Genomic DNA, 14,234 nt, shown 5'->3' with positions numbered 1-14,234 from the left:
GGTTCATTTTAGCCGCCACTTCAGCTTGCCATCGAGGCGAAGTCATTTTAGTGTCGACTAAAGCAATAGAAACGGAGCACATCTCATGGCGGACATCGCGATGCAGCTGCACATCGAGGCAGACGCGGACACCGTGTACGCGGCGATCTCGACAACCGAAGGCATAAGGAGCTGGTTCACCACGACCGCCACCGCGGACCAGGGCGTGGACGGCCTGCACGAGCTGGCGTTTCCGGGAGTGCCGGAGCCCTGGCGGCTGCGCGTCGTCGAGGCGGAGCCCGGCAAGCGGCTCGTGCTGGCGGGGGAGAACGGACCCTGGACCGGCACCGTGCAGACCTACGAGGTCCTCACGCGCCCCGAAGGTGATGTCACCCTGCGCTTCACCCACAGCGGCTTCCCGGCCGTCGACGACGCCTACCGGGACTTCACCTACGGCTGGGCGACGAAGTTCGTACAGCTCAAGGCGTATGCCGAGACCGGCAAGCCCGCGCCCTTCTTCACCTCCTGACCCGACCGGCCCACCCCCGCCGGACCTCCGGCGAATCCGATGGAGTGATCCCATGAACACCCAGCAGCAGGCACTGCCCACCGCCATCCGGGAATGCGCCGACGCGGTCGCCGCCACGGCCTCCGGCATCCGCGGCGACCAGCTCGGCGAGCGCACCCCGTGCGAGAAGTTCACCGTCGCCGAGCTCCTCGACCACCTCGGCGGAACCCTGACCTCCTCCGCACGCGCCGCCCGCAAGGAGCCGCGGCCCGACGAGGCGGCCGCCTCGGACATGTCACCGGCATCCGTTGCCGAGTCCGCGAACCGCGCCGCCGCGGCCTGGGGCGACCCCGGCGCGTACGAGGGCACCACCGAGTTCGGCCCCGGCGAGATGCCTGCCGGCTTCGCCGCCACGGTCACCCTGGAGGAACTCGCCCTGCACGGCTGGGACCTGGCCCGGGCCACCGGACGGACCTTCGCCATCAGCGAGGAAGCCGGACGGGCCACGCTCGGCGCGGTCGAACAGATCGCGGAGCAGGCCCGGATCAGGGGCTCCTACGGCCCGCCCGTCCCCGTACCCGCCGGCGCACCCGCCTTCCACCGCGCGCTCGGTGCCAGCGGGAGGAATCCCGAGTGGGCCGGCTGAGAGCCGGAGGGAGCCGCCCGGCAAGGAGGCCGACGCAGCGGAATGACGATCGACGAGTAAAGGTCCGCTCCTCCATCGGCAAGGGCCTGTGTGACCTGGAGCGCACGCTACTGGGGGGCGCCACCGGGGCTGATTCACGATAGGAAGGGGCCGCGGCGTGGCGGGTGCCCACGCCGGAAGGCGGGGGAGGGGAGCAGCGGATGGACGGGGACACCGGCCGGGGGCGGGTGCTGGTCGTGGACGACGATCCGGCGATCCGGCGTTCGCTGGAGCGCGGACTGAGGCTGGCCGGTTTCGCCGTGGCCCTGGCCGAAGGGGGGCGGCCCGCCCTCGCCCATGTACGGCAGCAGCCGACCGATGTCGTCGTGCTGGACATCTCCATGCCGGATCTCGACGGGATCCAGGTGTGCCGGACCCTGCGCGACGACGACAACGACGTGCCCGTACTCATGCTGTCGGCACTGGACGAGACGACGGACCGGATCGCCGGACTGCAGGCCGGCGGCGACGACTACCTGGTCAAACCCTTCGCGCTGCAGGAGCTGGTGCTGCGGCTTGAGGCGCTGCTGCGCCGGCGGCCGCCCAGGGCCACCGACGTGGTGCGTATCGGTCCGCTCGTACTGGATCCCGCGGCCCGCGAAGCACGGCTCGACGGCGAGCCGCTGTCGCTGACCCGCCGGGAGTTCGAGCTGCTGGAGGTTCTGGCCAGAAATGCGGGGATCGTGCTCACCCGGGACCAACTGCTCGACCGCGTATGGGGGTACGACTTCGACGTGCGCACCGACGCCGTCGACACCTTCGTCAGCTATCTGAGGCGCAAGGTGGAGGCCGACGGCCGTGCCCGGCTCATCCACACCGTACGAGGAGTCGGCTTCGTCCTGCGCTGCGACGACAGGGGCCAGAGCACGTGAAACTCTCCACACGCATAGCGCTCGCCGTCGGTATCACCGTGCCGGTACTGGTACTGGCGGCCGGCTGGCTGCTGCTGCAACTCGTCGCTCGTGACCTGCACGCGCAGCAGGACGCGCATCTGCGCGAGCGCGCGACCCTCGTCGCCGCGGACGCCCGCCGACTGCTGCGGGCCACCGCCGCCGACCGCCCCGCCGCGGTCGAGCAGGCGCGTGAGCGGCAGCTGTACAACTCGGCCCTGGACGTCGGCATCCGGCTGACCGGCCCCGAGGGAACCGTCTCGGGCGGGCCTCAGCCCAGTACGTCAGTACGTCTCCCCGACAGCGCGCCCAGGCCGGTGACCGTCGAGGAGGGAGACGACAGCTGGCGGGTCATGTCGGTTCGCGTCCGGGGATCGCGACCCGGCGTCGACGGCACGCTGTGGCTGTTCTCCCCCGACACCGCGAGCCAGGACCAACTCGCCCTCGTACGCAGGCGCGTGGTGACCGTGGCACTGCTGGCCGCGCCGATGGCCGGACTGCTCGGCCTGGCTGTCGCCTCCCGCGCCGCCCGCCCGCTGCGCCGACTGCAACAACGCACCAGCGGACTCGACCCGACGGCCGACGCGGCACGGCTCGACCACGCGCCGACCGGGGTCACCGAGGTCGACGACCTCGCCCGGACCCTGGCGACCGTGCTCGCCCGCTACGACGAACAGGCCGCCAGAACCACCGGCGCCCTCGCCACCGCACGGTCCTTCGCGGCCGCCGCCGCGCACGAACTGCGTACGCCGCTGATGAGCATGCAGACCAACCTGGACATCCTCACCGAGCATCCCGACCTCGGAACGCAGGACCGGACGGAGGTACTGAAGGATCTGCACAGCGAGCACACCCGGATGCTCGGCCTGCTGGTGATGCTGCGCGAGCTCGGGCGGGGCGACCTGGTGGAGGCCGAGGCCTTCGGGCCGGTGGACCTGGCGGAGGTGATCGACGCCTCGGTCGCCGATGCCCGGCGCAGGCACCCCACGGCGGAGATCAGTGTGCCGGTGATGCCGCGCCCGAGCGTGTACGGATGGGAGCCCGGGCTGCGCACGATCGTCGACAACCTCCTGGCCAATGCCCTGATGCACGGGCGCAGCGGCGACCGGCGGGCCCGCATCGAGGTCGGGCTGCGCGCGGGCGGGCACCCCGCGGAACCGGTCGCGGTGCTGACGGTGGACGACCGGGGACCAGGCATCCCGGCCGCGCGGCGCGACGCGGTGTTCCACCGCTTCGAGCGCGGACCGCAGAGCCCGGGCTCGGGGCTCGGCCTCACCCTGGTCGCGCAGCAGACGGCACTGCACCGTGGCCGCGTCCAGGTCCAGGACCGGCCGACGGGCGAGGGCACCCGGTTCGAGGTCCGCCTCCCCGTCCTGGGCGAGACCGCACCGTCACTGCCCGCCGATCGGGACTGGCTGATCGGAACGGCCCGGCACCCACAAGGTTTCCACAAAGTCGGCCCCTAACTTCTGGCTGCGCGCAGGCACATGGGCCTCGCGCCCCGTTCCAGGAGGTACGCCGACATGAGGACCACCAAAACCGCCGCCCTGGCTCTCACCGCCGTGGCCGCCCTGCTCACCGCGACCGGCGCGGCCGCGGCCGACGCGGGGACACCCGGCACCGGGACGCCGGGCGCCGAGCCGACCGGCGACGGCGCACAGGCACTGTGCAAGCGGGTGCCGAAGATCGAGAAGCGACTGGCGCGAGCTCTGGCCCGCCTGGGCGGCGACGCGACACAGCGCGGATCCATCAGCAGGCTGGAGCAGCGGGTCGAGAACGCCAGGAAGGCCGGCCACACCGAGGTCGAGACCTACCTCAACGACAAGCTCACCTTCCGGCGTTCGCTCGTGCCCACCCTGGAGAAGCGGCAGAAGGACCTGGCCGCGGTGAAGACCTGGTGCAAGGCGAACAACAACGGGAGCGGGAAGTGACGGCACGCCGACGCACCGGAAGGGCGGCGCTGTCCGCACTCATCGTCCTCACCGTTCTCGGCGGCGTCGCGGGGTGCGGACGGGGCGGCGACGACAAGGGTGGCGGCACGAGCGGCGCCTCGGCGACGACGAGCCCGTCGGATCTGCCGGAGATGCGGAAACTGGTGGATGCAGCCGAATCGGCGGCGGCCGCGGCAGAGTCGGCGGCGGGTGAGGACGACTGAGACTCCGCCGGGCCTGAACCTGCCACCCGCGAGCAGTTCCGGAGTGGACAGACCGTGACCCCGGGGCGCTTCGTCACCGGGCCCGCGGGCCGGTTGCCGAGGCGCCGGGAGGAGTACAGCTCCTGCGCCGACGTGTGATGGCCGGGCTCGGCACACTCACTGCCGAGGTGGAGCGCCGTAACAGCCTCGGGCAGCACGGTGATTGGCGCATTGACTTCATCCTCCAGCACTGGTTGAGTGGCTCATCCACTGAGTCGCTGAGTCAAGGAGGATCCATATGGAGGCGCTGCCCCGCGAGACCATCGTCGATGTCCTGGAGACCCGGCTGCGCGAGGACATCCTCGCCGGGCGCCACCCGGCCGGCAGCTATCTGCCTCCGGAGCGACAGCTCGCCGATGGGTACGGCGTCACCCGTACCACCCTCAAGCACGCCTTCGGCCGTCTCGTCCAGGCCGGGCTGCTGGAGACACGGCACGGCGTGGGCACCCGCGTGCGCGACTACGCGCGGGTCGGCGGGGCCGATCTGCTGCCCATGCTCGTGCGGCACAGTCCGGACTGGATCGGCGAGATCTTCGAAGTGCGGCGCAGCGTCGGCGCGTTGATCGCCGAGCGGGCCGCCGCCCGTTCGACCGCGGAGCACCGGGCCGAGCTGCGCTCCCTGTTGGCGGCCGTGCGGGCGGCCGAGGGCGGGGATGCCGTGCAGCTCGCCGACATCGAGGTGCACCGGGCACTGGCCCGGGCCACCGGGAACCGCGTCTACGTGCTGCTGACCAACACCCTCTTCAATGCTTATCTGCCGGTGCGGGCCGCCCTCGTGGGCCCCTTCACCGACCCCGTCGCCGCGTACGCCAGGCTGGAACCGGTGGTCGAAGCCGTCGTGGCGGGCGACGAAAGCGGCGCGCGACGGGCCGCGGAGACGTATCTGACGGCGACCGAGCGGATCATGCTGGAGGGCCTCGCATGAGTCCACGGACAGATGGGGGAACGCGGGGGACCGTCTTCAGGGAGACCATGCTCGGCACGGTCACCCTCGACGGGGAGGACCGGGCCCGCGCGGTACGGCTCGACCTGAGGGCCGCGGCGGATCGCGTCCTGCGGCCCGGTGGTACGACCGAGGCGCGGATCACCGGGCGGATACGCATCGCCGGATGGGCCGACGACCCTTGTGCCGAGGGCGAGTTGGAGATCTCGCCGCTCGCCCGGCGGCGTATCCGCTACGGGATCTCCTTCACTGCCGGAGACCGCCGTCTCACTCTCGACGGCTGGAAGTCCGTGACCCCGCGCAGGCCGCTCGCATCGATGACCGTGCTGCCCTTCACGGTGTACGAGGACGGCACCGCGATCGGGGAAGGCACCCTGCGCTTCCCGGTGACGACGGGGCTCGTGCCCTTCCTCACGAGTTTCCGCTTCCCGCGGCGCGAGGACGCGCGTACGCACCTGGCGCCGCGGTGGAACGGTGAGCCGGGCCGTACCGAAGTCTGGTACACCACACTGACCGACCCGGCCTCCGGCACCGGACTGTGGCTGCACCACGAACTCACCGCGCCCGCCGACGGATCCGAGGCGTTCGCGCACGGCTGGGCCGCGGTCTTTCCCAAGGACGGTCCGGTACGGCACGCCCGCTTCGGCCCCGAGAAGTGGGCCGGGAGCGGCGAGGGCTTCACCGCTGACGGCGTCTCGGCCGTGCCCGGCCGGCTGTCCGGCTCGGCGGGCGCACTGCGCTGGGACCTCACCGAACAGACCACGGGCGCACCGCTGTTCACCTTCCCCCGCTGGTCCTGGCGCCGCCCCCTGCTGCCCGCGGCCCAGATGCTTCCCGCCGCGCGCGCCTCGTACGGCGGGACATTCTCGTACGAGAACGCGACCCTGACACCGGCCGGCGCGCCCGGAGCCTCCGCCCGGATCTACGGCCACGGCAACGCCCGCCGCTGGGCCTGGCTGCACGCGGATCTCGGCGGGGGCGATGTGCTGGAGATCGTCGCCGCGGTCTCCACCCGGCCGGGGCTGCGGCGCCTGCCGCCGCTGGTGTTCCTGCGACTGCGCCGGGGCGGACGGACCTGGCCGCGCAGGGCGGAGCGTACAGCGGTGGGCTGGGCCGGGTTCGGGCGATTCCGCTGCGCCATCGGCCTGCCCACCTGGACGGCAACCGGCCGTGCGGGCCTGCGCCGTATCCGCGTCGAGGTCACCCAGCCCGAGGAGCGCACGCTCGCGCTCGACTACACCGACCCGGACGGAAGCCACGCGACCTGCCGCAACAGTGAACGTGCGGATGCGCATGTCCTGCTGGAACGGTGGTGGGGCAGCTGGCGCACCGAGGCCGAGTGGACCCTGGACGGCACGGCACACGCCGAGGTGGGCACCCGATGAGTCTCAACGGCCTGGTGGCCGCCCTCATCGCCGACGACGGCACCGCCGACTGGCCCACACGGGTTCCCGGCAGGCTGGAGGCCGTCATCGGCTCGATGCCCGCGCCCACACGGGCCGGGGTCCGGGCGGCGGCGCGTGCGCTCGACGCGTATGCCCTGGCCCGCACCGGCCGCAGGCTGTCCGGCATCACCGCCGCGGAGCGGGAGAGGGTGCTCGGCTCGCTCGGCGCACGCCCCGCGCTGCTGCCCCTCCTCGACGTGCTCAAGGTGCCCGTTCTGCTGGCCGCCGGGACCGAGCGGATGCTCGAACACGGCGTACGCACCCAGGGGTTGACGCGCGAGGATCCGCCGCTCGACTGCACCCCGTCGCGCGAGTGGCGGGCCCGGTCCACCGCGGACGCCGTGGTCATCGGCTCCGGCGCGGGTGGCGCCATGGCGGCCCGGACCCTGGCCCGGGCCGGTCTCCGTGTCGTCGTACTGGAGGAGGGGCACCATCACTCCACGGCGTCCTTCGGGCGGCGCACCCCGCTCGACCGGTTCGCCGAGCTCTACCGGGACGGCGGGGCGACCGTCGCATGGGGGAATCCGCCTCTGCTGCTTCCGGTGGGCCGCGCGGTCGGCGGCACGACCGTCGTCAACTCCGGGACCTGCTACCGCACTCCGGACCATGTGCTGGCGCGCTGGACGAACGACCTCGGCTTCTCGCCCGCCGAACGCTTCGGCCCGTACCTCGACGAGGTCGAACGCACCCTCAACGTGGCCACCCAGCCGATGGACGTCCTCGGCAACAACGGCCGGCTCGCGCTCGCCGGAGCCGAACGCCTCGGCTGGCGCGCCGCGCCCCTGCGCCGCAACGCGACCGGCTGCAAGGGCTCCTGCCAGTGCGTGGTCGGCTGCCCCACCGGCGCCAAACAGAGCGTGCAACTGTCGGTCCTGCCCGACGCCTGCGCCGCGGGAGCCCGCATCGTCACGGGCGCGCGGGCCCGGCGTGTCCTCGTGGACGCCGACCGTCCGGGTGGGCCCCGCGCGACGGGTGTGCTCGCGGGGAGGGAGGACGGCGGCGAGTTCGAGATCCTCGCGCCCCTGATCGTCGTCGCCGCGGGCGCCCTGCAGTCCCCGCCCCTGCTGCGCCGCTCGGGCCTGGGCGGCCACCCACGGCTCGGCCGCAACCTCAGTGTCCATCCGGCGACCAGCGTCGCGGGCCGCTTCGCCGAGCCGGTGACCGCCTGGGAGGGGGTGCTTCAGAGCGTCGGCGTGGAGGAGCTGCACGACCAAGGCGCCCTGATCGAGGCCACCGCGACCCCGCCGGGCATGGGTTCCTTCGTACTGCCGGGCCTGGGAGGCGAGTTGCGGCGCGAACTGGAGAGCGCCGACCGGCTCGCCACCCTCGGCGCGATGATCGCCGACCGCCCGTCGGGCCGGGTACTGGGCCGTGAACGGACTCTGCTCCGCTACGACCTGGACCCGCGTGACGGCGACCGCCTGATGCTCGCCGTACGCGCGATGGGCCAACTCCTGTTCGCGGCGGGCGCGGAGGAGGTCCTCACCGGCATCCCCGTCGCGCCCCGCGCCCGCTCGCTGCCCGAACTGGACGAAATCCTCGGGCGCGTGGGCCCGCGCAGTCTGCACCTGTCCGCGTACCACCCCACCGGCACGGTCTCCGCCGGTGCCGACGCCCAGCGCTTCCCGGCCGACCCCGACGGGCGGCTGCGCGGAGTGCACGGGGTGCTGATCGCGGACGCGGCGGTGCTGCCGGGCTGCCCGGAGGTCAATCCGCAGCTGAGCATCATGGCCGCGGCGCTGGCAGTCACCGAGGGCCACGTGGAGGGGGCACGGGGCCCGGACCGTCCCCGCCCGGTGGTTCAGCGGCGCTGACCCGCCGGGCCGACAGTGGCGGGCCGCAGGCGACGGCGGCCCGCCACCGTCGCGCACCTTTGCCCGACGGGGTGACTCCGCTATTCGGCCGCAGGGAGGATTTCGTCAACACCTTCGAGTGAACCGTCCGCGACCGTCGGCACGGCGATCGGGAGCCCCAGGGACTCACCGAGTGCGTCGGCGTGAGCGCTGGGGGACGGCGCGATGAGGGAGGCCACGACACCGGTGACAAGGGACGCAACAGCGGCCATGCTTCGCTTCTTCATACCGTGGTCAACGGCCGGAGCCGCGCGACGTCACGGGTGGCCCGGGTGGACTACCGGCAGAAGGCCACGTTCGGCGAAGACCTTCTTGGCGACGAACGTGGCGTTGAGCGCCTTGGGCATGCCGCAGTAGACGGCGGAGTGCAGCAGGGCCTCGACGATCTCCTCGGGGGTGAGGCCGACATTGAGTGCCGCGTTGATGTGGACGTCCAGCTGGGGCTCGCAGCCACCGAGGGCGGTGAGCATGCCCAGCGTGACCAACTGACGGTCGCGGGGCGGGAGCCCGGGGCGCTCGTACATCTCACCGAAGGCCCAGGCCACGACCTGGTGTCCGAGTTCGGGGGAGATGTCGGCGAGGGAGTCGATGACCCGCTGTCCGCCCTCGCCGTCGACGGCGGACAGCACCTTCATTCCGTGCTGGAAGCGCTTCTCGCGGATGTCGGCGTTCGTGCTCTCGCTGCTCGTCATGGCTGGACCGTAGAACTTGGTCTGCGCTCAAGGTCAAGCGTCGCCCCATCCTGCGTGCGTGGCTGCGCTGTAGCTCGGCCGGCCGCGCACCGGATGCCGCCTGCCCGCGAACCAGGCAAGGTGGCCTCCACCAGGACGTTTCAGGGACCTTCCAGGACTCTTCCGCACAGACGAGGACCGCCCAATGGCCGTGACCGATCACCGGCGCCTCGGCGTTGCCGCCGGGGCAGCGCTCCTGACCATCGCCCTCGCGGGCTGCTCCGACCTCGGCCGCAACGGGGCCGGCACCATTTCCTACGAAACCGAGAAGGAGAGGGTGGTGACCGTGAGCAACCCCTTGGTCGAGGGCTGCCACCGCTTCGGGCCCGCCGGGGCCACCGAGGTCGTCAACAACACCCTCGTGGACATGGTCCTGTATCCCAACGACGACTGCTCGGGGGACATGACGACGTATCTCGCGACGACCCTCACCGACAACATCGTGCCCAACACCGAGCCGTGGGGCAGTTACACCCTCGTCCACTGAGACCCGAGTGGAACGGAACCGTCGCCGCACGCATCTGGACAGCGGGGAACAACGAGCGACGGGGGAGAGTCCAGATGACGACGGGTCGAGGTGTGCGCCGGTCCGGTGCCGTGACGGTGGTGGCGATGCTCTGCTGCGGGCTGCTGGTGTCGTGCGGACAGGAGAAGCAGGAGCCGAGCACGGTGGTGGCCGACGGTTCCGTACAGGGACAGTCGGGAACGGTCGAGGGCAGCACCGACGAGACGACCGACGATACCGCGGACGAGACCACCGATGAGACGACCGACGAGTCCGGAGCGGCACAGCCCGACCTGACGACCGAGGGCGACGGCGAGCCGGTTCTCAGCTCCGAGGAGGAGATGGCGGGCTGGTACGACGCCAAGGCCGACTTCCGCGGCCACCTTGCCTCGAACAGCGACAGGACCGACGACGCCCTGGGCCCGCTGGCGGTCAAGGTCATCATCCGCAAGGTGGGGGACACCAACGAGGCGCAGGTCTGGATGCAGGTCGCCCACAGTTCGGACGAGGACATGCAGCGGATGGCCGACGCGTTCGCCAAGTGGCGTCAGGACGTATACGACGACAAGGGCCGGGTGAGCGTCCTGATCAGCGCGAAAATGGGTGGCGTCGAAAAGGACTGGTAGCTGTCGCCTGCCGCCCGGTCCTGTCGGTGGGTCAGCTCCAGCTCTGCGAGTAGTGCGTACGGTAGCGGCGGCGATCCTGAGCCGACCAGATCGAGCGGGTGGCGATCAGCCCGACGAGGCTCACCACGAGGACGACGAGTCCCGGTGCGAGGGTCCGGGCGCTGATGATTCCGGTGACCGTTGTCGGACCGTTCGCCTGCCCGGGCCCGGGCGGTGTATCGGCACCCGCTGGAGCCGGCGGCAGAGCCGCGGGGTTGAGGGGAGCCTGGCTCGCGCCATTGCCCTGCGCGGGAGTGGTGCCGCCGGTCAGGTTCACCCCGAGGGCCGCCATCGCCTTGGTCGCCGGCTGGAAGAACGTGGTCCCTCCTGCGCTGCAGTCGCCGCTGCCGCCCGAGGTCACCCCGAGCGCCAGCCCCTCAGCGAACAGCGGGCCTCCGCTGTCCCCGGGCTCGGCGCAGACCGTCGTCTCGATCAGGCCGCTGACCGTGCCTTCGGGATAGTTGACCGTCGCGTTCAACCCGGTCACGCGGCCGGAGCGCAGTCCCGTGGTGCTTCCGCTGCGGAAGACCTGCTGGCCGACGGCGGGATCGGCTGCCCCGGTGATCTGGACCCCTTTGCCGCCACCGACGTTCACGACGTTCGCTCCGCCGGGCGTCTCGCCGTTGCGGTACTGCACGAGCGAGAAGTCGGTGCCGGGGAAGTTGCTGGCGGTGGTGGCGCCGAGCGGCTGGGTGCCTCGCTTGTCCTTGAACCAGGTGGTGCCGACCGGGCCGCAGTGCCCGGCCGTCAGTATGAAGTTGTCGCGGCCGTTGGTCACGTTGAAGCCCGCGGAGCAGCGGCCGTTGGGGGCGAGGATCGGCTCGGCGCCGTTGACCCTGGTGGTGAAGGCGCCTGTGGTGCGCTGCATCTGTACGAAGCCGCCGATGTCCTCGGCGACGCCGGACATGTGCGACCAGTCGGTGGCCGAGACGGTGCTGTCGGCCTGCACCACGACCCTGTTGGACGCGTAGTCCACGGCCCATGCGGTGCCGGGCACACGGGGGGCTTGGCTCAGGGTCTCGGTGGCCGAGCGCAGTCGGCTCATGCTGTGCCGGACGACTTTGGCGCGCGCCCCGGCCCGCTCGACCTCGGCCGCCGCGTCCGCGTCGGTCACCGCGACGACCTGTCGTCCGTCGTCGCCGATCCAGCTGCCGGCGGTACGGGACATGCCGAGCTCGGACACGAGACGTGCGCCCAGGCCGTTGTTCTCTGAGGTGCTGCCCGGGCCCCCTCTCGGGGTGGAGCCCTCGCTCGCCACGGCGTCGGTGATCATCAGCCCGCCGCAGAGCAGTCCGCCGACTGCCGCCAGCCGCGCGATCCGCTGAAGCCTGCGTCGTGCGTGCGTCATCTCCTGGCCCCTCAGTCGTTCCGGGACGGCGCTGTGAACGCCGGGGGCCCGGACGTCGGGAGCCCTCCTCTCATACGTGGCGCGGTGCCACCCGGTTCACCGCGCGGCCGCCGGAAAGTCAGTAATCGGCGTCCTTGCCGATGTACATCTCGGCGAAGGCGGCCGCGGCGGCCGGCGAACCGAGGATCCGCCGCAGCCGGGCAGCCGCGGAGGCCGCCCGGAAGGGGTCGCCCGAGGAGGCCCCGTGCAGCACCTCCGAGAGCCATTGCGAGAACTCCTGGTACTGCCACACGCGTCGCAGACATGCCTCCGAGTAGCCGCGCAGAGCGCTGTCGTCGCCCTTGTGGCAGTACGCGACGAGCGCGTCGCCGAGCAACAGCGCATCGTTCAGGGCGAGGTTCATGCCTTTCGCGGCGATCGGCGCCGCGAGGTGGGCCGAGTCGCCGGCCAGGTACAGCCGTCCGTACGCCATGGGCTCCACGACGTAGTTGTGCATGTCCAGCACCCGCTTCTCGATCAGCCGACCCTCCGTGAGCGGCCCAGCGCCGTCCGCGGACAGCCGGTGGTGGAGTTCGGACCACACGCGCTCGTGCGGCCAGTTCTCCGGGTCGTCGCCCGGAGGGCACTCGAGGTAGTAGCGGGTGACCTGAGGACTTCGGGCCATATGGGCGGCGAAGCCGCGCGGATGCACGCCGAAGACGACGCAGTCCGAGGAGGGCGGCGCCTCGGCGAGCAGCGCGAGCCAGCCGATGCCGTAGTCGTGCCGGGCGAAGGTGGCGCGTTCCGGCGGCACCCAGCCGCGTGTCACGCCGCGCGCGCCGTCGCAGCCAGCGACGACATCGCAGTCGATGCGCAGGCGTTCGCCGGTGTCCGGGTCCGTGTACGCCACCGAGGGCCGGTCCGAATCGACGGCGTGCGGTTCCACGTCGCGTACGCCGAAGCGGATGTCGCCACCCGTCTCGTCCGCGTACGTGCGCACCAGATCCGTCACCAACAGCGGTTGCGGATAGACGAAGTGACGGTGTCCCGACAGCTCGCCGTACCGGAACCTGTGACGCTCACCCGCGAACCGGAATTCGCACTCGCCGTGCGCCTGCGCCTGTTCCAGCAGCCGGTCGGCCAGCCCGCGCCGTTCGAGGGCGCGTACCGCCCACTCCTCGATGAAGCCGGCGCGGGGGCGCTGTTCGATGAACTCTCTGCTCTCCGTTTCCAGCAGTACGCAGTCGACGGAGGCGGCACGCAGGATGTTGGCGATGGTGAGCCCGGCAGGTCCCGCGCCCACGACGACGACGCGGGTGCGCTGTAAGGAGGCGGAGGAGGAAGGCGGGGCGGCGGCAGTCATCCGAGCATTATGGCGGCGAGCAGTTGCTGGGGGTTTCGGTCTGGGGGACATGCCGCGTTCGGCTCAGGGTCGTCGTGCCGCGCCGGTCCGCGCGCCACACTGGGCCCGCCCGAAGGCGTGAGACGGAGGTCCATCGTGAGCAGTACCGAGGAGTTCCATGCGTGGGACGTCCGCGAGTCCGGGCCCGCCGATGCCGCGCACCGCGTGCTGCTGCTGCCCGGCGGACTCTGCAGCACCGCGTTCTACGACGACATGATCGCCGAACCGGCGCTCGCCACCGCGCCGGTCCGGCTGGTGGCCGCGACGGTCCCGGGCTTCGCCGGCACCGAGGCCCCGCAGGACCTGAGCATGGAGAACTACGCAGCGCTGGCGGGGGCCCTCGCTGCGGAGCGGGGCTGCGGTGTCGTGGTCGGCCACAGTTTCGGCGCCAACATCGCCTTGGAGATGGCGGCCGGCGGGCACTTCGCCGGCCGCCTCGTTCTGCTGTCACCGACGTTCTCTCGGCCGGACGAGTCCAAGGAGCTCGCCGTCGCCGACCGCCTCGGGCAGCTGCCCGGGATCGGGGCGCTGATCTGGTCCGCCTTCGTGTGGCTCTCACCGCGGGCGATCGCGAAGAGCCTGCCCGTGGCCCATCGCGAGGCGCTGGTCGCCGAGCTGAAGAAGAACGATGCCGCCTTCTGCCGCCGAAGCGTCCGGCACTACTTCGACTACCTGGACCAGCACGGTTCGCTGGTCCCACGGCTGCGTGACTCGGGCGCGCAGGCCTGGGTCGTACGAGGGGATCGCGACGAGATCGGGCTGACCGACGATGAGCGCGCCGCGCTCGAGGCAAGCCCTCGCGTCACCATGGTCACCATTCCCGACGCGACCCACATGGTGATGACGGATCAGCCCGCACGGGTCGCCGAACTCCTTGCCCAGGTGGTCCTCGGCTAGGGCCTGTCGTTCGGATCTTGCCGGGTTCGCGTGCCCTGGCACGCTCCCCCACAGCCTTCGGCGTGGGAGGGGCCCCCACCCCCGTAGCCCTTCGGGCACGGGAGGTGCCCCCATGCTGCGTTGTCGTCAGTCGCCGACGCTCCGCGTGGGCTCTCCCCCTGCCTTCGGCGGGGGACCCCCATCCTCCGGCCTTGCGATCGCACGCACCAG

At 71.8% G+C, this 14,234-nt stretch carries 16 protein-coding genes; 12 read left to right on the top strand and 4 right to left on the bottom strand.

Annotated elements, in window-relative coordinates; all coding sequences use genetic code 11:
* The first annotated feature begins 85 nt into the window (after window positions 1-85).
* From OG905_RS04255 to OG905_RS04215, 9 genes are all read left to right on the top strand, one after another.
* On the top strand, window positions 86-508 hold the full coding sequence (locus tag OG905_RS04255) for an SRPBCC family protein (RefSeq protein ID WP_328666249.1): 423 nt from the start codon (window positions 86-88) through the stop codon (window positions 506-508).
* Between the two features lie 52 nt (window positions 509-560).
* Window positions 561-1,133, top strand: coding sequence for a TIGR03086 family metal-binding protein (locus OG905_RS04250; protein ID WP_328666248.1), 573 nt, complete (start codon window positions 561-563; stop codon window positions 1,131-1,133).
* 200 nt (window positions 1,134-1,333) lie between these two features.
* Window positions 1,334-2,044, top strand: coding sequence for a response regulator transcription factor (locus tag OG905_RS04245; RefSeq protein WP_328666247.1), 711 nt, complete (start codon window positions 1,334-1,336; stop codon window positions 2,042-2,044).
* On the top strand, window positions 2,041-3,528 hold the full coding sequence (locus tag OG905_RS04240; protein WP_328666246.1) for a sensor histidine kinase: 1,488 nt from the start codon (window positions 2,041-2,043) through the stop codon (window positions 3,526-3,528). The genes OG905_RS04245 and OG905_RS04240 overlap by 4 nt, the downstream gene beginning before the upstream one ends.
* A gap of 57 nt (window positions 3,529-3,585) precedes the next feature.
* A complete protein-coding gene (locus tag OG905_RS04235) occupies window positions 3,586-3,993 on the top strand; it encodes a hypothetical protein (RefSeq protein WP_328666245.1) in 408 nt (135 codons plus the stop codon).
* A complete protein-coding gene (locus OG905_RS04230; protein ID WP_328666244.1) occupies window positions 3,990-4,217 on the top strand; it encodes a hypothetical protein in 228 nt (75 codons plus the stop codon). The genes OG905_RS04235 and OG905_RS04230 overlap by 4 nt, the downstream gene beginning before the upstream one ends.
* Window positions 4,218-4,494: 277 nt before the next feature.
* Window positions 4,495-5,181, top strand: a complete 687-nt coding sequence (locus OG905_RS04225) for a FadR/GntR family transcriptional regulator (protein WP_328666243.1) — start codon at window positions 4,495-4,497, stop codon at window positions 5,179-5,181.
* Entirely contained in the window at window positions 5,178-6,584 is a 1,407-nt protein-coding gene (locus tag OG905_RS04220) for a hypothetical protein (protein ID WP_328666242.1), read from the top strand. The genes OG905_RS04225 and OG905_RS04220 overlap by 4 nt, the downstream gene beginning before the upstream one ends.
* Window positions 6,581-8,458 (top strand): GMC family oxidoreductase, encoded by a 1,878-nt coding sequence (locus tag OG905_RS04215; RefSeq protein WP_328666241.1) that lies wholly within the window; start codon window positions 6,581-6,583, stop codon window positions 8,456-8,458. The genes OG905_RS04220 and OG905_RS04215 overlap by 4 nt, the downstream gene beginning before the upstream one ends.
* 80 nt (window positions 8,459-8,538) lie before the next feature.
* Here OG905_RS04215 and OG905_RS04210 read toward each other — a convergent pair whose 3' ends face one another.
* Both OG905_RS04210 and OG905_RS04205 read right to left on the bottom strand, forming a co-directional pair.
* Window positions 8,539-8,709, bottom strand: coding sequence for a hypothetical protein (locus OG905_RS04210; RefSeq protein ID WP_328666240.1), 171 nt, complete (start codon window positions 8,707-8,709; stop codon window positions 8,539-8,541).
* A 45-nt stretch (window positions 8,710-8,754) separates the two neighbouring features.
* Window positions 8,755-9,189 carry a carboxymuconolactone decarboxylase family protein gene (locus tag OG905_RS04205; RefSeq protein ID WP_328666239.1) on the bottom strand — a complete coding sequence of 145 codons (435 nt, stop codon included), beginning with the start codon at window positions 9,187-9,189 and terminating at the stop codon, window positions 8,755-8,757.
* 184 nt (window positions 9,190-9,373) lie between these two features.
* Here OG905_RS04205 and OG905_RS04200 point away from each other — a divergent pair, with 184 nt between their 5' ends.
* Both OG905_RS04200 and OG905_RS04195 read left to right on the top strand, forming a co-directional pair.
* The gene (locus tag OG905_RS04200) at window positions 9,374-9,715 is read left to right on the top strand and encodes a hypothetical protein (protein ID WP_328666238.1); all 342 of its coding nucleotides are present in this window, start codon (window positions 9,374-9,376) and stop codon (window positions 9,713-9,715) included.
* Between the two features lie 74 nt (window positions 9,716-9,789).
* Window positions 9,790-10,359: a hypothetical protein gene (locus OG905_RS04195; RefSeq protein WP_328666237.1), complete on the top strand. Its 570-nt coding sequence runs from the start codon at window positions 9,790-9,792 to the stop codon at window positions 10,357-10,359.
* 31 nt (window positions 10,360-10,390) lie between these two features.
* Here the strand turns inward: OG905_RS04195 and OG905_RS04190 are convergent, their stop codons facing one another.
* Together OG905_RS04190 and OG905_RS04185 are read right to left on the bottom strand one after the other, a co-directional pair.
* On the bottom strand, window positions 10,391-11,746 hold the full coding sequence (locus OG905_RS04190; RefSeq protein ID WP_328666236.1) for a S1 family peptidase: 1,356 nt from the start codon (window positions 11,744-11,746) through the stop codon (window positions 10,391-10,393).
* A 118-nt stretch (window positions 11,747-11,864) separates the two neighbouring features.
* The gene (locus tag OG905_RS04185; RefSeq protein ID WP_328666235.1) at window positions 11,865-13,088 is read right to left on the bottom strand and encodes a 4-hydroxybenzoate 3-monooxygenase; all 1,224 of its coding nucleotides are present in this window, start codon (window positions 13,086-13,088) and stop codon (window positions 11,865-11,867) included.
* Window positions 13,089-13,223: 135 nt separating this feature from the next.
* On the opposite strand from OG905_RS04185, the gene OG905_RS04180 reads away from it, so the two are divergent.
* The gene (locus OG905_RS04180; protein WP_328666234.1) at window positions 13,224-14,024 is read left to right on the top strand and encodes an alpha/beta fold hydrolase; all 801 of its coding nucleotides are present in this window, start codon (window positions 13,224-13,226) and stop codon (window positions 14,022-14,024) included.
* Window positions 14,025-14,234: the final 210 nt, after the last annotated feature.

Origin of the sequence: Streptomyces sp. NBC_00322, from assembly GCF_036147535.1 — a bacterium.
Lineage (GTDB): Bacteria > Actinomycetota > Actinomycetes > Streptomycetales > Streptomycetaceae > Streptomyces.
The sequence above is the reverse complement of the archived record's forward strand: the minus strand, read 5'-3'. Positions and strand labels throughout refer to the sequence as shown.